This is a genomic window from Enterococcus phoeniculicola ATCC BAA-412 (assembly GCF_000407505.1).
Taxonomy (GTDB): Bacteria; Bacillota; Bacilli; order Lactobacillales; family Enterococcaceae; genus Enterococcus_K; species Enterococcus_K phoeniculicola.
In genome coordinates this window covers 858,525-878,281 of sequence record NZ_ASWE01000002.1, presented here as the reverse complement: position 1 = coordinate 878,281, position 19,757 = coordinate 858,525, and the positions used below count along the sequence as shown (strand labels likewise).

Genomic DNA, 19,757 nt, shown 5'->3' with positions numbered 1-19,757 from the left:
ATGTGACAACAAGATTTTTTGATAATAACTAAAAAGGATGGAATTAAATGAAAGATTTTAACAAATTAATGATAGGGGCTCTATTTATTAGTCCACTTATTTTAAGTCAGTCTGTATCCGCCGTTGAGAGTGAAGCAACACCAGATCCAAGCAGAAGCACTGGCGCCATCGTAAACTTTATTCCAAATGATGGACCGGTAAACCCTGTAGATCCGGAACATCCTAAAAAAGATGTTGAACCAGTAAATCCCGATGGCACATTGCCAGAAGCTGGAACCGCTGGCCCATTAAGTTTAGATTTTGCGCCAATGCTTTCTTTTGGAAAAAATAAGATTTCAACAAGAGACGAAACGTACTATGCTACGGCTCAAAAGCTTCTGAATAATCCTAGTACTGCCAATGGGGGACATGTTCCAACCTGGGTTCAGGTGACGGATAATCGCGGTACCCTAAAAGGCTGGACATTAGGGGTGAAACAAAATGGTCAATTCAAATCTGTTACAACTGAAACGATTTTAACAGGCGCAGAGATTAGCTTTCGTGATGCTGCTACTACAGGTTCTATGGCTGAATTTGAAACTCCAAGGCCGTCATTTAAAGAATCCTTCAGTTTAAATCCTGATGGAATGGGTGTTGTTGAAAACATCATGATTGCGGAGGAGGGACAAGGAGCTGGTACTTGGACTTATTACTTTGGTTCGGGTGTAAATTTTATGAAGAGTATTAACCCAGAAGATCCAGAAGGAGCTTTATTATATAGAACCGATGTAATTAAATTAACTGTCCCTGGAAGCACTAATAAACTATTGGAACAATATAAAACTTCCTTAACTTGGACGTTGTCCAGTTTGCCAGGAAACAAATAATAGAAGAAATAATAGTTTCTAAAACAGAGTCTCTTAGCTGTTGTTCTCGCTTTTTGTCTGAAAATAAAAAAGGAAACTGATAGCTAGGATTTAAAAACTTATCCTCTTGTCTAGCAAGCGAATAATAAAATAGTAAAGATCGATCATCCTACAGTCTATCTCTGTAAGACTGATTTTTATAAAGAGTATAAGGATAGAATGGAGAAATTTAGAATGAAAAAAAGGTATCTAACGCCAATTATAGGAATAATGACTTTTTGTTTCTTACTTATTCCAACAGCTGTCTACGGTTCAGAATTAAACTTTAGTGTAACACCAGTTATTCCAGAAAATCAGGCAGATAAACAAAAATCGTATTTTGATTTACATGTAAAGCCTGAGATGGATCAAATGCTTGTCATTAAAGCAAACAATGATACAGATGAAGAGGTAATTGTTGAACCGACCATTAGAACAGCAACCACAAATATGAATGGTGTTGTCGAGTATGGTGAATCAAATAGTAAACCAGATGATACAATTATCCACAAAATAGAAGATATTCTTGTTGCCACTGAAAAAGAAGTAAAAATACCTGCACATGGATCTAGTGATATTTCTTTTAAATTAACTATTCCAAAAGAAAAATTTCAAGGAGTATTGGCAGGTGGAATTACATTAAAAGAAAAAGAGACGAAAAAAGATGAAGCAAAGAAAGATGATAAACAAAGTCTGGCTATTGAAAATAAATACGCCTATGTTGTGGCTATTGTATTAAAAGAAGAAGATACGCCCGTCAAGTCAGAATTAAAATTAATAGACGTTGAACCCACACAAAATAATGCAAGAAATACAATTTCAGCAACTATTCAAAATACGAAGCCTAAGTATATGAATAAATTGATTGTCAAAGCAAAAGTGATGGAAAAAGGAAAAAAAGAGGTTATGTATGAGGCAACGACTGAAGAAATGCAGATGGCGCCCAATACTTCTTTTGCTTATCCAATTCCTTTAAAGGGTGAAGAACTTAAGCCTGGAAAATACACTCTTGATTTAGTTGCAGAGTCAAAGGGAGAAAACTGGCATTTTACAAAAGACTTTGAAATTGAAAAAGAAGTAGCGGATAAGTTAAATGAAACCGATGTAACGATTAAAAAAAGAGAGCCTGATTATACTTGGCTATACATTGGCATAGGAGCGGCAATTTTACTCGTAGTGATTTTAATTATTATCTACATCATTCGTAAAAAATTAAAAGCAAAAGAAGAAGAACTAGAAAACTTACGAAATGAAATGAATAATGTATCACATGACGATGGGAAAGAGTAGTAAATTCCCTCATCTAATCGATAGTTATTTTCCTAGTAAAACACTTCAAACTATTTTTTAAAAATTTATTTATCCTAAGGCTGGGATGCTAGTTTTCATCATAAAGTAAATTTCCTGAGGCAATGTGCTACGTAATTGATTGATAACTTAGTCCAACTACGTCTTCACTATTGCCTCAAGAGCTATAGAACAAGAACTCTAAAATGATGAGAAACAGTCATAAAATTTTGTAGATGCTTTCAAAGGATGCAGAGGAATTATTTTGTTGAAATAAATTTTTAAAAAATTTTAATGGAGGATATTATGAGAACTAAAAAATATGAAAAACCATTTATTTTAAAAGGCGCGTATCAATTGGCAAAACGAAATGGCTTCTCTTCATTAGCCGCACGACACGTTGCACGTGAGCTTTCTATTTCAACCCAACCGATTTATTTAGAGTTTGGGAATATGGAAAATTTACGTATAGAATTAATTGACTATGTGTTTAAAGAAGTGAGAGCTAAGTATTTTTCTGTGAATATATCAATCGAAGAATTTATAAAGAATGTACTCCTCTTCGTAAATACAGAAGAAGAGCTCTACCTTTCACTTCTAACAGAAAAAGGAGTCAATAACCAATTTACCAACTATTTATATGAAATTTTTTGTGAAAATAAAGAAGTACAAGAATGCTACAGAGAAGAAAAATTCTTTATGTTTCGACTAATTATCAGCCTAGCCGATACCTCAAGAGGAGAGCAGACTCAACTCTCTAATGAAAAAATAAGAGAGCGAGAAATAAAGAAAATTATCCAACTGTATTTGAAAAATAGGCTTCCAAATTAGAGTGGCGTTCCTTTTTTTAGTTAAAGACAAAGACGGGAGGCAATTTCATATGGCTAATTTATTGAAAAACCAACCACTTAAACTATTTATTGGAGCGAGTTTAACATCATTTGTTGGACTTACACCTATTCAGAATGCTATTGCAGTTATCCAACAAGAAAAAATCAATAATAGTCAAACAGTAAAAACGTATAAAAATAACCTAGAAGAATATGAAGCATTAAAAATAAGTTATCAGCAAGCAAAAAATCTTTATGAGTCTTTCCTAAGTGAATATGAAAATGCAAAAAATGAAACAGAAACAGCAAACGAACGTGTACCTCAGAGAAGCTTTGGAGATAATTAAAGAAGGGGATGAGAATCAAAAGAAGTGAAAGATCAGTGCCAATTTCCCTATCTTCTTTATTTAAATAACAGAAGAAAATATATATGGTCGATTTATGCGGAAATAGCAGGGAGAATTTTTATGAAGAAATTCCCCTGTTATTTTTTATTTGCAAGAATATCTAACGAAAATCTTACCTATGAAATGTTATTTTTATTTTACCAAGTGAATAAATTATTGGAGGAAGTAGAATGAGTTTTTTCAAAAGATCATTAATGAGTATTTGGCAGCGAAAAGGAAGAACTTCGCTATTTTTAGGATTATTTTTTATCGTTTTTTTATTGATTTTAGCGGGATTTGCGATTCAGGAATCTGCAGAGAAAAGTAAAGTTGATGCACGGAAACAATTGGGTGCAGAAGTTCGCTTGAAAACAGATGATGATAAGCTGACTCAGCTTGTATTAAGCGGAAAGACAACTATGGAACCATTGACAAAAGAAATGGTGGAACAAATGAGTGATTTGCCACAAGTAAAAAATTCATCAATAAGCGGAACTGTGAATATGGCAAAAAGCGAATTGGAATCAGTTACACCAGAAAATGAGAGCGAGATGACCTTAAGTCCGCCGCCGGGCTATGAAATGCCTGCGTTTGAAATCAAGGGTACCAATAATATGACCAAAACAACTGATTTCATGAATCATGATGCCAAAATTATTGAAGGAGAACCAATTAATGATAAATCAGCGAAAAATTCAGCGGTCGTTGAAGAGACATTTGCAAAAAACAATCATTTCAAAATAGGGGATACGTTTACTTTACGGGGCGTTTCCAAAGAGGAACAAGAAAAAGAGTATCGCTTGAAAATCGTTGGTATCTATAAAAGTGAAAAAGTACTGGCCGAATTTGAGAAAATGTTTGCAGCTTCTCAGCCTGAGAACCAAATTTTTGTTGATCTGGATACTTTTCTAACAATGGGGAAACAGGCACGGATTTCAGATGCAACGTTCTATTTAAATGATCCATTAAAAGTAGAGGCATTTGTCAAGGAAGCAGAAACAAAGTTACCAACGGAAGATAATATTTTTAAATTAGATGCTCATACAGATCAGTATGAACAAATGATTGGGCCTTTAGAAAAAATGTCTGCATTTAGTTCAATTATGATAAAAATAATTGTTGTAGCAGGTGGGTTAATCTTAACTTTTTTATCATTATTATCGATTCGTGATCGTAAAAAAGAAGTCGGAATATTACTTGCTTTGGGAGAAAATAAAGGAAAAGTAATCCTTCAATTGGTGACAGAAATTATCTTAATCGGTATCGTTGCCTTTGGTCTATCTTTTGCCGTAGTTGGAACCTCGGGACAAACCATTTCTAATGTGATGTTGTCTCAACAGGTTGAAAAAGTAGAGTCTACATTACAGGAAGATGAATATGGTCAAGAAGATTCTTCAATAGAACCTGTTGATAAAATGAATTTAACCATTGATAAAAATGTCGTTTCAAAAGCAGCTGCACTGGGATTTTTATTAATTGTTTTAACAACACTAATCCCTAGCATGATGATAGCTAAGACTGATCCGAAAGATCTGTTTGCTCAAAAAGAATAGAAGGGAATGAACGAAATGAATTTAGAGTTAAAAGATATTTCTTATTCTTATAAAGAAGGTACTCAGGAATATAAGGTATTAGATAACGTTAACTATACATTTGAATCAGGCAATTTTTATACGATTATGGGACCTTCTGGTGCTGGAAAAACAACTTTGTTATCAATTGCTTCTGGATTAACCACACCTGTTGAAGGAACAATCAATTTTCAAGGGAAAAATATTTATGACATGGGCATCACGAAATATAGAAAGGCATTCACATCTATTATTTTTCAAGCGTACAATCTGATTCCCTATATGACAGCTTTTCAAAATGTTCGTGTTGGGATGGATGTGAAACAGCAACATGTCAAGAATATAAACGAGCATGTTAAAAATAATTTGAGAGCTGTTGGAATTACTGATGAACTAATGTTTAAGAATGTAATGAAGTTAAGTGGGGGACAACAACAAAGAGTTGCTGTAGCAAGAGCATTGTCAGCAGAATCGCCACTGATATTTGCTGACGAACCCACAGGGAATCTGGATCAAGTTACGTCAAATGGTATTATCGAAATGTTAAAGGATCTTGCGGTGCTTGAAAAAAAATGTGTCATCATGGTGACGCATGATTTAGAAATTGCGAAACAAGCAGATATTCGCTTAATTTTAAAGGATAACAAACTTAAACAAGCATGATAAATAAGTTTAGGAAATCTGGACAATCTAATATAGTACTTTCTCAGACTCCTAAAATTTTAATAGATGAGGTAGAGTCAAGGCTTGTTGGAATTGACCATTTTTGTTTCAATTTATTTAGTCTTCATAGAAAAATAAAAAGTTATAATTTATTCATAAACCTCTCGATGTTTCATTAAAAAGATGTGCTATTCTTGACAGTATGAATGAAGTTTTAGGAGGTTTATGCTATGCGTTTACTAGTTGTAGAAGATGATATTTTATTAGGTGAAGGCCTATGTATGGGGCTAAGAAAAAAAGGATATGCCGTGGATAAAGCAGTGGATGGAATAGATGCGCTCAATTTAATTGAGTCAACAGAATATGATTTAATTATTTTAGATTTGGCACTACCTAATCTAAGTGGGTGGGAGATACTAAAAACGATCCGATCATATGATTTGGAGATTCGAATTTTGATTCTTTCTGCTAAAAGTCTAGTAGAGGACAAAATTAAAGGTCTAGATATGGGAGCAAATGACTATTTGACAAAACCGTTTGATTTTTTTGAATTGGATGCTAGAGTTCGTAATTTGCTAAGACAAAAAATTAGTCTAGAAGAATCCATTATAAGCTATCAGTCGATTTGTTTAGATTCTACCAAAAGAATAGTCACTGTAAATAACCAGCCTATAAAATTAACTAGAAAAGAATTTGGGATTTTAGAGTATTTAATTAGATATCCAGAAGAAGTATTTTCAGCGGAAAAATTGATGGAACATGTGTGGGATGGCGATGTTGACTTATTTTCAAATACATTTAAATATCATATGTATTCATTACGGAAAAAAATTGCTGCTGTCGATGCAAAGGCCTCAGAATTGATTCATACAATACGCGGTGTAGGATATTGTTTAATGGAAAAGATTGAGGAAGGAAATCAGGAATGATGAGCTTACAAAAACAAATTACGTTAGTTGTGAGTGGACTTTTGACATGTATGTCTCTAGTAATGCTGTTGTTCTCAGTGATTAGTGCGAATAGAAGTTTTTCAGTGGAACGATTAAACACAATTGATTCAAATGAGATTGCGCAGACAACCAAAAATGTAGATTCTAATTCAACTGGCGATGTATTAGGTGTTACATTAGCAAAAGCTAAAACCTCCTATTCTTCTACTATTCTCTTTGTGTGGATTATTGTGATTATTATCGGGACTTTTCTTACCTATAAATTAGTTGGAAAAAAATTACAGTCTTTAATGACGTTAGAAAAAACCATGAGTACAGTTGATGTTAATAAAATTGGAAAACAAATGCCCATCGATAAGAGTCAACCTAAAGAAGTCCAAACGCTTAGTGCAAGTTTTAACGAGATGACGATGCGTTTAGATGAATCTTTTGTTAAGCAGAAAAATTTTGTTCATAACGCGGCACATGAATTAAAAACACCTTTATCAGTAATTGTTACCTACACTCAATTGTTGCAGATGAATACGGAGAACGCTGACGAGGAAGAAAATAAAATCACAGAAGCGATACTATTAAGTTGCGATAAGTTAGATACCACACTAGAGCAGTTACTTTTACTAGCGAATGATAATCTTCTCCAACTAACAGACTCTATCCTTATGAATGATTTAATTAAAGAGACATTTCAGTTATTGACTGATCAGGCAAAAGGAAAACAAATGGTCTTGGAAAACAAGAGTCCCAAAGGAATTGCCTTCAAAGGAAATAAAGTGATGATAGGTGTTGCAATAAAAAACTTAATTGAAAATGCGATAAAGTATGGTGATAAAGAGTCAACCGTAACGGTATTTACTCATGTAAAGGAGAAAACAATCTTTTTTGAAGTGAAGAATTTTGGTCATGAAATTTTGACACGAGAACTACCCTACGTTTTTGAGCCTTTTTACAGAGGAGAAAAAACGAGTACAACAGTCGTCGGAAGTGGGTTAGGATTATCGTTAGTGAAAAAAATAATTGAAAGTCATTCTGGAAAAGTCAACTGTTCCATTCAAGGAAAAGAAGTCAGCTTTAGTTTTTCTATTCCAAGTAAATAATTTCCTGTAAGAAAAGTCAATTTTAATGGTAAAGAAGGTTTAAAAAATAACGTGAAATTCATTTATTTGGTTCGCGTGTAACAAAGAATAAATGACGCAAAATTTATTCTTATATAACTATTTCATTTATATGTAACATTTATTTTTTCGTAGAAGGAAGTGAAACAACCTTAAGAAAAATACGTAAGGGTATTAGATAAATAACTGAATAAGAATCAACCTACAAGATGTTTTTATTACTTCGTAAAAAGAGAGCTTCGTGGAATGATTCCTTAATTAGTACCTATGAGATGTGAATACAGGCATGTTCATAGGCTTTTTTTGTGTGTATTTAGGGAATAATGGATTAAAAACTCTTTTTTTAGAAGAAATGAAAGTGAGCGTACTTATTCTTTTTTGTGAAAAAAATAGGGTTTCTTCTTTGTTACTAAGTGTCATGTTTTCGAAATCCAAAAAATCAGTTTGTTTTTTTATGATAATTTATTCTTAGAAGAATATATATAATAAATAAATATTATTATTTCTATATTGTAAATTTAAAAAACACTAATGTATTTTATTACTATTACAGTTTTGTCAGACGATTGTTCGTTAGATGAATGGCGTAAATAAATAACGTTTATTAGAATGTAATATGTAATGAAATTAAGGAGGAGAAACAAAGTGAGTAAAAGAAGTAAAGTGAGTAAGAAGAGCAAAATAATTATTGCTAGTGCGGTTATTTTCGTCATAGTAGGTTGCGCTTTCTTTATTTTTAAACCCGAAGAAACAGAAATAAAATATAGTGTGTATACAGTTAAAACGGCCGACCCATTGCAATTAAAGGGAAAAGTTGAACCTGCACAAAAACAGCTCTATTATTTTGATGCAACAAAGGGAACGGTAAAAAATATACCTGTAAAAAATGGACAAGAAGTTTCTAAAGGGTCAGCATTAATAGATTATGAAAATCATACAATCCAAAATGAACTAACTGTACAACAACATTCAATAAATAAAAGCTCTTTGGATGCCTCACAGGCAGAATCATCTGTTGCATCAGGAGAAGCACAAGTTCAAACTATAACAAATCAGATAAATGATACACAACAAAAAATTTCTCAATCAAAAAGTGAAGAGGAAAAAAATGCTTTAAATGAACAATTGAAGCAACAACAAGCAGAGTTGCAATCTGCGACTAATCAATTGAATCAAGCACGATTTGAAGTACAAAGGGCATATGAAGATGTTCAATCAGCAACAGATGTATTCGATGGACAAAAACAACAAGTAGAAACGACTATTAAATCAGAAATGGATGGAATTGTTTCAATTAATGAACAAGGGAAAACGTCACAAGAAGTACCAATGGTGACAATAGCAAGTAAGGTTAAGCAGATAAAAGGAGTAGTGACTGAATATGATTTAGATCGATTGGTAGAGGGTCAAGATGTTGAAGTAACAACTGTTGGGGATAATAAAAAAGCAAAAGGAAAGATTAAAACGATTGCTTCAAGTGCAATTTCTGACAGCAATGACAGTAACAATATGGCATCCTACGAATTTATCGTAGAAGGTGATTTTACATGGTCAGATGATTTATCAACCATTATTTCTATTAAGCAAAATCAGCTTATTCTGCCAGAATCAGCGATTACAAAAAAAGAAAATAAAGAATATGTCTTCAAATATGTAAGCGGAAAAGTGAAACAAACTGAAATTGAAACGCAGGATATTAACGGACGAAAAGTAATAAAATCTGGCGTAAAGGCCAATGAAAAAATCATTGAAAATCCAGATTCTGAGATAAAAGATGGCTCGGAAGTTCAGGTGAGAGTAAATGATTAGATTAGAGAATATCAATAAATATTATGATGTTGGAGAAGAGAAAATAACAGTCTTAGAGAATATTAACTTTTCTATTGAGTCAGGGGAATTTGTCGCTATTATGGGTCCCTCAGGATCAGGGAAATCCACGTTAATTAATCTACTTGGATTTATAGATAGAAATTTCAGCGGACAATATTATTTTAAGGAAAAAGAAATTGCAGATTTTAAAGATAATGAGCTATCGAAAATTCGGAATCAATCTGTAGGGTTTGTTTTTCAAAATTTTAGTTTAATTGAAAATCTGACTGTTTTTGAAAATGTAGAATTACCTTTATTATATAATGGAGCTAATCATAATAAAACTAAGGAAGAAGTAAAAAGTGCATTAAAAAGAGTGGGATTAGCCAATAAAATGAGCCAATTACCAAAACAGCTATCTGGTGGTCAGCAGCAGAGAGTAGCGATTGCCCGTGCCTTAATTAACCAACCCAGTTTTATTATTGCAGATGAACCCACAGGTGCATTAGATACACATACAACAAGTGATATTATGCAGTTATTCAAACAACTAAATACAGAAGGTGTGACGATTATATTAGTGACACACGATCCTGAAACAGTGGTTTATTGTGATCGATTACTAAAAATTAGAGATGGAAAAATGGTTGAGGAGGTTCTACAGTCATGAAACAATATATTCTCTGGAGAACAGCTTTTCGTTCCATTTTTAAAAATAAGCGTCGAAGTTTCTTAACTATGTTTGGAATTATTATTGGAATTGCTGCCGTTATCACTATCGTAGCTTTAGGGAATGGATTTAAACGAAATATTTTAGCCAATACGACGAGCGCTGATGAAACGGGTCAAACAAAATATGTAAATATTAAATATAATGATATGGAAAATTTGATTAAAGATAACGCCGGTATCTCTCTTAGTGATAAAGATATGGTAGCTAATTTACCAGAAGTAAAAGAAGTAAACTATTATAAATCAAATAAAAACGAGTTAAATCAATCAATTGAATTTTACGATAAAAATACTAAGCTTACAGTAACAATTCAAACACCGGAGCAAACAACACTGCCGATTATAGAAGGAAGACAATTAGATTTAGCTGATAGCGATGGAATGAATAAGGTTGTGGTGCTTGATGAGGTAGTAGCAAAACAACTTTATGGTTCTTCAAAAAACGCCTTAAATAAAGGCTTTGAGGTTAAAGGACAGGTATTTACAGTAGTTGGTGTAACAGCGAATACTTCTGGAGAAATCAGTGTAGATAATTATGAACCACTCGTTTACTTTCCTAAAAAAACCCATAATCATTATTTAGAGAAAATAGAAGATCATTCAACGCTTTCCATTAAATTTAAAGAGCAAGAAAAAAGCGAAGAAGCATTTGAGAAAGTCCTTACTCAACTGAATGTAAATGGTGAGAGCAGATTGATAGGGGAGTATAGAAGTTATGATCCTAATGATGAAATTAAACAGTTAGGATCCATACTTGACCAATTAACTATTTTTATAAGTGCAGTAGCAGGTATTTCATTATTTATTGCAGGTGTAGGAGTAATGAATATGATGTATATTTCTGTCTCAGAAAGAACGAAAGAAATCGGAATTCGTCGGGCGCTTGGAGCAAATGCGAAGTCTATTAAACGACAGTTTCTTTATGAGGGAATCATTTTGACGCTAAGTGGTGGCTTGATTGGTTATATATTTGGCATGTTAATTGCTTATGTTGCCTCATCTGCTCTACCATTCTCTGTACGCCCAGATGTAACAACGGTCTTCATATCTGTAGGTACCTCAGCATTAATTGGTATTTTGTTTAGCTACTTGCCAGCTTCTGCAGCATCAAAAAAAGAGTTAATAGATATTTTAAAATAGAATTTTTTTATAAATATCTATCTGTTGAATTGAAAAAATCAGTTTCTATTTCTTAGAGGACGAAGCAAACTAACGTCGACCATTTTTTATAGAGGAAGGACAAGGTTGGTAGTGAAAGCACGCTAAAGACCTGTTCAAGTAGTAATTTTTTAGTGGATGCATTTCTGTATGAACTATTAATTTATTTTCTTTGAAGAATTTTTCTAATAAAATAAACCTGATATTTTTTCTTTTAAATTTAGGTATACTCAGATACAACCACTATGAGACATGTGAATTTCCCTTTTTGAAATTGGGTTTAGTCACTTGAATTTCAGCTGGAAGGTTCACGTGTTTTGGTAATTGAATCATACTAAAGTCATTGTAGAAAAAAGTAACGGGAATAATAGGCTCTATATTAGTTGGTATTGTTACTCGAAATGAGTAGGAACATAACTAGTATAGAGCCTATTAGAAATGGGGAGATTTCCTTTTTTTAATCCCTTAGAAGTTTTTTATATTTATAAGAGAAACGGTTCTTTTTCTGGGAAAATTTAAATAGTATATTTGGTTTTAATTCAAACAGATCTTCTTTCTTAAGCTAAATAAATTAAATTTAAATACTGACATTCTTTGTCAGTATTAGTATGCTAAACTACATTTACGAGGAGGTATCAAATGAAAAATAGCCGGCTACTTGAGATATTAATGCTGCTAATGGAACGAAAGAGTATTTCTGCCAGAGAACTTGCAGAATATTTTGAGGTCTCTATTAGAACAATTTATCGTGACATAGACACGCTAAGCACTGTTGGATTTCCTATATACACTACAATAGGAAGAAATGGTGGCATTCAATTGATGGAAAATTATATTTTAAATAAATCTCTTTTAACTGAAAATGAAAGCAAAGAAGTCATTTTTGGTTTACAAAGCATGACGAGTGTTCCACACTTAAGTGACGGAAGTACGCTTAAAAAAATGGCACTTTTATTCGATCAAAGAATCAATTGGGTTCAAGTCGATTTAAATCGTTGGGGGATAAGCAATTATGAAGATGATCAAAAATTTGAACAGATAAAACGAGCTATCCTATATGAAAAGCAACTATCATTTACCTATGTTGACTCAGAGGGGAACGAATCAAAAAGACAGGGTGATCCTCTGAAACTGATCTATAAACGTAGGGATTGGTATCTTTATATGTTTTGCCTAATTAAGAATGACTATAGACTCTTTAAATTGACAAGAATGGACCATCTGAATGGTTTAACGACTGATTTATCGAGAGAATATGGTGACGAAGAGCGAAAATATCAGCCATCTGTACTTGACCAGCAAAGGACAGTTGAAATAGAACTACATTTTGATAAGTATCAATCTCACCGTTTATACGACATATTTGATTCAAAATATCTAAAAGAAAATAAAGAGAGTCTTATTTTAAATGTTGCGATACCGGAAAATGAATGGCTTTATTCCTTCTTGATGTCCTTTGGTTCTCATGTAAAAGTGATTTCTCCTGTATCAATTCGAGAACAGTTAAAACAACGATTAAAAGAAGCTTATGATACCCTTGAAGATAACTAACAAATGGAGTGCTAACTAGAATGTTAAATCATGATTTGAATCACTTTTTAAATATAGGTTGACTACAAATTGACTCAATTCAAAGCGGTTTATATCGTAGATTTGAGGGATTATCCATTCAACATTGTCATGATAGGGTTAAATAGTATCTTGAGAAAAATAAAAAAGATTCTACAAAAGGATGTGTGAGAAGTTGGCTCAACTTAAAGATATTTATTCAGAGGAATTTCTTATTGAATTCGCTCAGAAAGTAAAATCCGTCTATAATGATTTCGATGAAAATCACTTTGTCCAAGATATTTTAAATGATGACTGGTTTAGTCTGAAATTACGTGAACGGATGCAAAAAATTTCTACTGAACTAGGTCGTTATCTGCCACAAAGCTACCCTGAAGCACTTGAAGTATTGGATTTAATAGTAGATGACTGTGTAGGGTTTGCTTACTTATTTTTCCCTGATTTTGTGTCGCTTCATGGTTTGGAGGAGAAATACTTTGAATTATCGATGGAGGCTTTAAAAAGATATACATCGATGTCTTCAGCAGAGTTTGCAATAAGACCATTTATATTAAAGAATCCAGAACGTGTGATGGAAAAGCTGATTCTTTGGGCAAAAGATGAAAATGAACATGTACGAAGACTGTCTAGCGAAGGTTGTAGACCGCGTCTTCCTTGGGGAATGAGTCTTCCTATTTACAAGACTAATCCAACTCCAGTTTTGAAGATATTAAACATTCTAAAAAAAGATCCATCTCTCTATGTCAGAAAGAGTGTAGCTAACAATCTAAATGATATATCAAAAGATAATCCTTGTTTGGTGATTCAGACTGCAAAGCAATGGTTTGGTGAAAATAAAGATACAGACTGGATTGTACGTCATGGGTGTCGTAGCTTAGTGAAACAAAGTGTTCCGGAAATTATGTCTTTATTTGATTATGCAAGCCAAGAAAGTTTAGTTGCTTCCGGGGAAATAACAACAGATAAGAAAACGATTGATTTAGGAGAGAAAACAGAACTACAGTATGCTGTAAACATAGAATCATTAGAACCAGTGAAACTCAGAATTGAATATGGTATAGATTTTGTTAAGGCAAATGGTTCTACTTCAAGGAAAAAATTTTTACTTTCAGATAAAACGGTGAATGCGATGAGCAAACTAAAGGGTAGAAAAACACATGATTGGTCTAACCTCACAACTCGAAAACATTATGCTGGGAGCCATAAAATCACTTTATTGGTAAATGGAATAGAAGTCTCAACTACAGAAATTAATTTAAAAATTGAGAAAGCAGGCAAATAAATGAAATTAGAAAAAATAATAAAACAGTATTTTGAAGCATCAAACAATTATAATGAAGAGGAATTAAAAAAATGTTTTACAAGCAACTCTATCCTATTCGATGAAGGAAGACAGTATAGTGGAAATGTGACTATAGCAAAACATATCCAGCAGGCAAATAATCAAAATGTGAAAGTCAAGGTGCTTCAAATAAGAACAGAAGGAGTGAAAACGATAGTCATTGGTGAAGTCACAGGCTCATTTGACCCAATTTTATTAGATTTCACCTTTACACTATCCAATGGCTTAATCTCTGAATTAGCAATTACGAATACTAAATGATAAAGAAAAAGAATGTATTATAAATATTTGTGGTTTATAGGTTTAAGAAAATCATCAAAATATTTTTGAATCAAATCCTGATTGAGAGATAAGAACCTAACGTTATTTAATCTGTGTAAAAATGAACTGGTAACCAATTCGTTACAGAAATTTACTTTTAAATTCGATAATTGCGAATTGATATCCTTTTTTTACTGAAATTTTGAGAAGAAACAATTTGATTTGTAATATAACTTTTAAATAGAAGAATACCTCGCTTTTTTATTTGTTTTATCACTTTTATTTTAACAAAGCTGTTCTTATTTTATGTACAAAAAAATAATCCAGATACCAATCAATTTGACAGGTATCTGGATTTTTTCGTTAGGACGTATGTCTTAAGCACGAATTGGATTTCAATCGCTGGCTTTTATGGACAGAAATGGATTTAGATTATTATGGAATAGCTAAAATTGATACATATTCAAGGTTGAAACTATTTGAAATAAAAATTGTTTCAAATGGCTACTGATACTCTCCTTTTGATTTGTATAGTTCTGACAATCATGAGAAAAATTTATATTTTGAAAATAAAGTGATTCATGAAACTCAATTAAGTTTTTTTATCCCAATGGATTCACTGAAGAAACAATAAGCAGACTAGATGTATTGAACAGGAAAGAATATACAGATACTTTGAACCATCTAACGAAATTTATATTTTAGAAGAAAGCTTACCTTTCTAAATAAAAATTGGTATAATCAATAGAAGCTATTTTAAGGACAATCAGCAATATATCAAATAGATAGAGGGAATAGAAGAAAATATGTTTCTAAAAAGATTTGGGCTACGGGTTAACTGTTTACAAAGAACATTTTGAAATGATTTATGAATCAAGTTTACGGGCAAAAAGCACAACTATTTTTTAGAAAATGAACTATCGATATATAGTATCTTTAGGTAGTTCATGTATGTATAAACGACCTTTTTTTACTTATCTTTACTCTATAAGCAAAAGCAAATAACCCTATACAGGAGGCGAACAATGAGAGCAACCAGTCAGTTCAAAAAAGGAGCGTTAGAGATGTGCGTATTGGATTTAGTCTCTAAACGTGATCGTTACGGCTACGAGTTAACTCAAATTGTAAACAGTTTTTTCTCAATTACTGAGGGCGCACTGTATCCTGTATTGCGAAGACTTGTTAAAGAGGAGTATTGTTACACGTATATGAAAGAATCACCAGATGGACCTTCTAGAAAGTATTATAGTATCACTAAATCAGGTGAAAAGTACCTAAGAACATTACAAGCTGATTGGAAAGAGTTTATTGTGGAAGTTAACAAACTGATGGAGGAAGAATAAATGAAAGAATATCTCGAACTGCTCAGTCGATATTTCGATGAAGAGGATGTTGAGGGCTTCAATGAAATGAAGGAGGATCTTTTAGAGCAGTTAAGAACTTGTATGGAGGAAGGGCAATCAGAGGAAGAAGTGGTAGCTAATTTACCTGATCCTAAACAAGTTGCTGAAGATTACTATGAAGATAAAAATATAGAGATTTCTAAGCGCAGTAAAACGTATGTGATCCCAAAGGAACATTTAATAGAAGAATTTGTTAGTTCGATTAAAAGTAAATCTAATCGAATGCTGAAACTATTCTTTAAAATGGTGCGAATAATATTTTCTATTTTAACATTTTTTATTTTAGGTTATTCATTAATATATATTGGCAATGAGCTTCTATTTGATCAACACTTTGCCATTATTCCGTTCTTAATATCTTTATTTTGTGGGGCTATTTTTTTATTTTTATTTTCTATTCACTTCACAAAATATAAAGAAAAATTGAGATTATTATCAATTATGGTAAGTGGCCTTGGAGTTCTGTTGTTAACGATATTCTCTTTAACAGATCAGTTATTTTACGAAGGGCACTATTTTTCTTCGAAATTTGAAGTCGAGACAACAAGTCCAATTAAAATAAAAGTAAATACGGATGTAAATGTTGTGGTGACAGTTACTGAAGTATCAAAATCACAATCCCTGAGTTATGTTGTTAGAGGAAATTTTGAGGAAGAAGATATCAAGAAACTTAATAGTAGTAAAAAAGATGGGATAATTGATTTAACCGTCAATAAAAATAGCTGGAAAAACAAGTTTACTAAATTTAAGAATTTGGAGATTGTATTTCTTGTCCCCAAAGAAACAACCTTATCTGATTTGGAGATTAGTCTTAAAAAAGGAGATGTTAGACTAACGGATATTTCTTCTGAAAATCTAAATTTTAAGATAAATGAAGGGGATGTTTACTTTAAAAATGTTCTTTTTAATTCCGGAGATATTAAAAATGATAGTGCTGATTTAATTATTGAAAAGTCTAAAGCAGATTTTGACATCAACAATAATTCTGGAAAAATTGTGGTTACTGATTACGTTGGTGACTTATCAATAAAGGATATTTCAGGCATTTCAATTTTAAAAGAAGTTACTTCAGACATACTGGAACTCGATAATGTTTCTGGGAGAGTCACTTTGGAAGATTCTACAATACAAAAATTATCGATTCAATCAATTGAAGGACAGATAGCTGTAAAAAATACATATGGCGAGTTGACAGTCAAAAATAGCATTGGAAAAATAGTAGGAGAAGATAATACTGGTTCCGTAGATTTTGTGAATGATTCAGGACCGATAATTGTCATACAATCAGAATTTATAAGCGGAAAAGTTAAAAGTAACAGTGGGATAATTAAATGGCTTCAAGATAAAAACTATCCTGTAAATATTAACATAGCTTCAGATAAGAAAACAGAAGACAATCCTTTTGCAAATGTCGAAAGCGACTATTCTGTAGCCATTAATTCCAATAGTGACTGGGTTAGAGTACTGGAAAAAATTGAATAAGTTTAATGCAAATAGTTCTAAACTAAGAGACTGGGATATATCATAGAATTTGATATTATCCCAGTCTTTTTTTTAATAATTTTTAGTCTATTCTAAATGCTAAGGTGCTGGAAATAGATCAAAAGTATACGTATTACATAATGAAATAGTAGTTGTAGCTATCTAAAAAAACGGTCTTTAAGGAAGCTTTAACAGACTCTTTCATATAAATGTAACAAGTATCCCTATGATACGGATAGATAATTATACGTATAACATCAAAAAACAACTACCGTTCTTTAAAATCTATTATTTTATAAATAATAGTGGACTTTGATGATTCTCGTATGTATAATGAAACCTACGCTATTATTCATAAAATAATAGCGTAGGTTTTACACTGAGATTCACTTCAAAACTTCGTAATAAGGATTGGAAATTGATTTAAACACGAATGGTGCCTTCTATGGCTTCACTTATTACGAGAGAGGTTGGTTAAAAGAAATCAACCTAAACAAGGGGATAATTAACATGAAAAGGAATGGGGAAAATGAACAAAAAAAATTGGGTTTACCAAATGAGCTTTCTTATAAGCTTAATTGGATTGTTGGTAATTTCTAAGCATGCGCAAGCAACTTCTCTAGAGGTAGATGCGATTAATTCAAACAATCATGTACTGGTAATTTATGATTCAAGAGATGGTCAGTTGAATGAAGAGCATCGTATGCTGGATATGGGGTTAGGGCATTTTGCAGAAGACATTCAATTTGTTAACTCAAGAGAGCTACAAGAATCCGATATAGAGGGGAAGACACATCTTGTTTACTTTGGTCGAGATGAAGAAGTATTATCGGACACAACGATTGAAACAATAGGTTCATTTACAGGTGCAAAACTTGGGATTGGTTATAATGTGGATCAGCTTGGAGGGAGCTTTTCTTTTGTTGATCTTGGCGATGAGCAGCTGATAGATGAGTTATCGTATATGAGTGATCCAAAGAAAACGCAAAAAATTGAAGCAGAAAGTATTATTGAAGCAACAATTGATGATGATGCAACTGTTTTATCGAAAGGAAAAGGAGAAAATGGAGAGCTTCCTTTTATTATGCATCAAGGAAACACCTACTATATGGCAACAGATTCCTTATTTCCTCCCAATTCAATTTATTTAGCGGAGGTTTTAAATCAGATATTTGAAGTAAAAACAACAGAAGGAACTCCAGCCTATATTCGACTGGAAGATGTTCATCCTTTATCTGATCCAGAAAATCTTATGGCGATTGCCAAAGAATTACAAGAAAGAAATATTCCTTATATGGTGGCAACAATTCCTGTTTATACAGATCCAAAAACAAAGATTGAATATCACTTTGAAGATTTTCCTAAAGTTTTAGAAGCACTGAAATATATGCAAAAAAATGGGGGAACCATTGTACTTCATGGGTACACCCATCAATATAGAGGTAGCGAAACAGGAGAAGGATTCGAATTTTGGGATGTGGAAAATCAGTCCCCGATTTATTCAGAGGCCGATGCCAAATTCACTAAAATCTCTGCTCTTGATTTTGATAGTCAAGAGGAATATTTAGCTGCACTAGAAGAGCAGAAATCTTTTGAAACAAAGTACATAAAAAAGAGACTGACGAAAGGGGTTCAAGAATTAGCGAACTACGGATTGTATCCATTGGCTTTTGAGGCGCCTCACTATACCATGTCTCAAAATGGGTATGCAGTTACATCAGAAGTGTTCTCAACTTACGTGGGACAAATTCAGTTAAGTGATGAAGAGTGGGAAATTATGAATACCACGCCATACGCATCAAAACCAAGTTTTTTAAATGGAATGTTATTATTACCTGAAACTATCGGATATGTAGATCCTAATTTAAAAGAGCCTGTAAAAGAAATGATGACTGCTTCAAACTTGTACCAAGTGGCTGATAATGGGATCATTGGCGGCTTCTATCATCCTTATTTAGGCGTAGAAGGCTTCAACGCTTTAATGGATGAAATGGAAAAAATCCCCAATTTGGAATGGATTGATTTAAAAGAAATTGACAATACAGTCAATGTAGAAAATGTGAGCATTACAAGCAAAAATGGGAAAGTGACAGCTAACGTGGATCATTTTGGGTTAATGAAAACTTCTTTAAGATACCCCAACTATTATTTACATCTTGGATTAGATAAAGTGATTTGGTTCATGGTTTATCTTGGAGTAGCTTTCATTTCAATTTTAGTTATATTTATTGTGATTCAGAAAATAAAAGAAAAACGGTCTTGGGGGAGAATAAAATCATGATGAATTTTTTAATGTATGCCTCATTATTCTTGATTTG

The 19,757-nt window shown here is 32.6% G+C and carries 17 protein-coding genes; all 17 read left to right on the top strand.

What is annotated here, in order from left to right:
- Positions 1-47: 47 nt before the first annotated feature.
- The 17 genes from I589_RS10715 to I589_RS10635 all read left to right on the top strand — a co-directional run bounded on the left by I589_RS10715 (position 48) and on the right by I589_RS10635 (position 19,720).
- Positions 48-866 carry a WxL domain-containing protein gene (locus I589_RS10715; RefSeq protein WP_010767412.1) on the top strand — a complete coding sequence of 273 codons (819 nt, stop codon included), beginning with the start codon at positions 48-50 and terminating at the stop codon, positions 864-866.
- Positions 867-1,079: 213 nt separating this feature from the next.
- Positions 1,080-2,174 carry a WxLIP family cell surface protein gene (locus I589_RS10710; RefSeq protein WP_010767413.1) on the top strand — a complete coding sequence of 365 codons (1,095 nt, stop codon included), beginning with the start codon at positions 1,080-1,082 and terminating at the stop codon, positions 2,172-2,174.
- A gap of 303 nt (positions 2,175-2,477) precedes the next feature.
- Positions 2,478-3,002 carry a TetR/AcrR family transcriptional regulator gene (locus I589_RS17890; RefSeq protein ID WP_010767414.1) on the top strand — a complete coding sequence of 175 codons (525 nt, stop codon included), beginning with the start codon at positions 2,478-2,480 and terminating at the stop codon, positions 3,000-3,002.
- Between the two features lie 49 nt (positions 3,003-3,051).
- Positions 3,052-3,348: a hypothetical protein gene (locus I589_RS10700; RefSeq protein WP_010767415.1), complete on the top strand. Its 297-nt coding sequence runs from the start codon at positions 3,052-3,054 to the stop codon at positions 3,346-3,348.
- 230 nt (positions 3,349-3,578) lie between these two features.
- Positions 3,579-4,940: an ABC transporter permease gene (locus I589_RS10695; protein WP_010767417.1), complete on the top strand. Its 1,362-nt coding sequence runs from the start codon at positions 3,579-3,581 to the stop codon at positions 4,938-4,940.
- A 15-nt stretch (positions 4,941-4,955) separates the two neighbouring features.
- Complete coding sequence (locus tag I589_RS10690) at positions 4,956-5,621, top strand: ABC transporter ATP-binding protein (RefSeq protein WP_010767418.1); 666 nt, start codon at positions 4,956-4,958, stop codon at positions 5,619-5,621.
- 230 nt (positions 5,622-5,851) lie between these two features.
- Entirely contained in the window at positions 5,852-6,550 is a 699-nt protein-coding gene (locus I589_RS10685; protein ID WP_010767419.1) for a response regulator transcription factor, read from the top strand.
- Positions 6,547-7,665 (top strand): sensor histidine kinase, encoded by a 1,119-nt coding sequence (locus I589_RS10680; RefSeq protein WP_010767420.1) that lies wholly within the window; start codon positions 6,547-6,549, stop codon positions 7,663-7,665. The genes I589_RS10685 and I589_RS10680 overlap by 4 nt, the downstream gene beginning before the upstream one ends.
- Positions 7,666-8,328: 663 nt before the next feature.
- Positions 8,329-9,492, top strand: a complete 1,164-nt coding sequence (locus I589_RS10675) for an efflux RND transporter periplasmic adaptor subunit (RefSeq protein WP_010767421.1) — start codon at positions 8,329-8,331, stop codon at positions 9,490-9,492.
- Complete coding sequence (locus I589_RS10670; RefSeq protein ID WP_010767422.1) at positions 9,485-10,162, top strand: ABC transporter ATP-binding protein; 678 nt, start codon at positions 9,485-9,487, stop codon at positions 10,160-10,162. Before I589_RS10675 ends, I589_RS10670 begins: the two co-directional genes overlap by 8 nt.
- Positions 10,159-11,364, top strand: coding sequence for an ABC transporter permease (locus tag I589_RS10665; protein ID WP_010767423.1), 1,206 nt, complete (start codon positions 10,159-10,161; stop codon positions 11,362-11,364). The genes I589_RS10670 and I589_RS10665 overlap by 4 nt, the downstream gene beginning before the upstream one ends.
- A gap of 657 nt (positions 11,365-12,021) precedes the next feature.
- Positions 12,022-12,933, top strand: coding sequence for a helix-turn-helix transcriptional regulator (locus I589_RS10660; protein WP_010767424.1), 912 nt, complete (start codon positions 12,022-12,024; stop codon positions 12,931-12,933).
- Positions 12,934-13,126: 193 nt separating this feature from the next.
- Entirely contained in the window at positions 13,127-14,233 is a 1,107-nt protein-coding gene (locus I589_RS10655) for a DNA alkylation repair protein (protein ID WP_010767425.1), read from the top strand.
- Positions 14,234-14,554, top strand: coding sequence for a ketosteroid isomerase family protein (locus tag I589_RS10650; RefSeq protein WP_010767426.1), 321 nt, complete (start codon positions 14,234-14,236; stop codon positions 14,552-14,554).
- A 1,025-nt stretch (positions 14,555-15,579) separates the two neighbouring features.
- Positions 15,580-15,897, top strand: a complete 318-nt coding sequence (locus I589_RS10645) for a PadR family transcriptional regulator (protein ID WP_010767427.1) — start codon at positions 15,580-15,582, stop codon at positions 15,895-15,897.
- Positions 15,898-17,439, top strand: coding sequence for a DUF4097 family beta strand repeat-containing protein (locus I589_RS10640; protein WP_010767428.1), 1,542 nt, complete (start codon positions 15,898-15,900; stop codon positions 17,437-17,439). It begins immediately after the preceding gene.
- Positions 17,440-17,968: 529 nt separating this feature from the next.
- Positions 17,969-19,720: a polysaccharide deacetylase family protein gene (locus tag I589_RS10635; protein ID WP_010767429.1), complete on the top strand. Its 1,752-nt coding sequence runs from the start codon at positions 17,969-17,971 to the stop codon at positions 19,718-19,720.
- Positions 19,721-19,757: the final 37 nt, after the last annotated feature.

Coding starts and splice junctions, on each gene's coding strand:
- I589_RS10715 (WP_010767412.1), top strand. CDS start 48: ATGAAAGATTTTAACAAATTAATGATAGGGGCTCTATTTATTAGTCCA.
- I589_RS10710 (WP_010767413.1), top strand. CDS start 1,080: ATGAAAAAAAGGTATCTAACGCCAATTATAGGAATAATGACTTTTTGT.
- I589_RS17890 (WP_010767414.1), top strand. CDS start 2,478: ATGAGAACTAAAAAATATGAAAAACCATTTATTTTAAAAGGCGCGTAT.
- I589_RS10700 (WP_010767415.1), top strand. CDS start 3,052: ATGGCTAATTTATTGAAAAACCAACCACTTAAACTATTTATTGGAGCG.
- I589_RS10695 (WP_010767417.1), top strand. CDS start 3,579: ATGAGTTTTTTCAAAAGATCATTAATGAGTATTTGGCAGCGAAAAGGA.
- I589_RS10690 (WP_010767418.1), top strand. CDS start 4,956: ATGAATTTAGAGTTAAAAGATATTTCTTATTCTTATAAAGAAGGTACT.
- I589_RS10685 (WP_010767419.1), top strand. CDS start 5,852: ATGCGTTTACTAGTTGTAGAAGATGATATTTTATTAGGTGAAGGCCTA.
- I589_RS10680 (WP_010767420.1), top strand. CDS start 6,547: ATGATGAGCTTACAAAAACAAATTACGTTAGTTGTGAGTGGACTTTTG.
- I589_RS10670 (WP_010767422.1), top strand. CDS start 9,485: ATGATTAGATTAGAGAATATCAATAAATATTATGATGTTGGAGAAGAG.
- I589_RS10665 (WP_010767423.1), top strand. CDS start 10,159: ATGAAACAATATATTCTCTGGAGAACAGCTTTTCGTTCCATTTTTAAA.
- I589_RS10660 (WP_010767424.1), top strand. CDS start 12,022: ATGAAAAATAGCCGGCTACTTGAGATATTAATGCTGCTAATGGAACGA.
- I589_RS10650 (WP_010767426.1), top strand. CDS start 14,234: ATGAAATTAGAAAAAATAATAAAACAGTATTTTGAAGCATCAAACAAT.
- I589_RS10645 (WP_010767427.1), top strand. CDS start 15,580: ATGAGAGCAACCAGTCAGTTCAAAAAAGGAGCGTTAGAGATGTGCGTA.
- I589_RS10640 (WP_010767428.1), top strand. CDS start 15,898: ATGAAAGAATATCTCGAACTGCTCAGTCGATATTTCGATGAAGAGGAT.
- I589_RS10635 (WP_010767429.1), top strand. CDS start 17,969: ATGAACAAAAAAAATTGGGTTTACCAAATGAGCTTTCTTATAAGCTTA.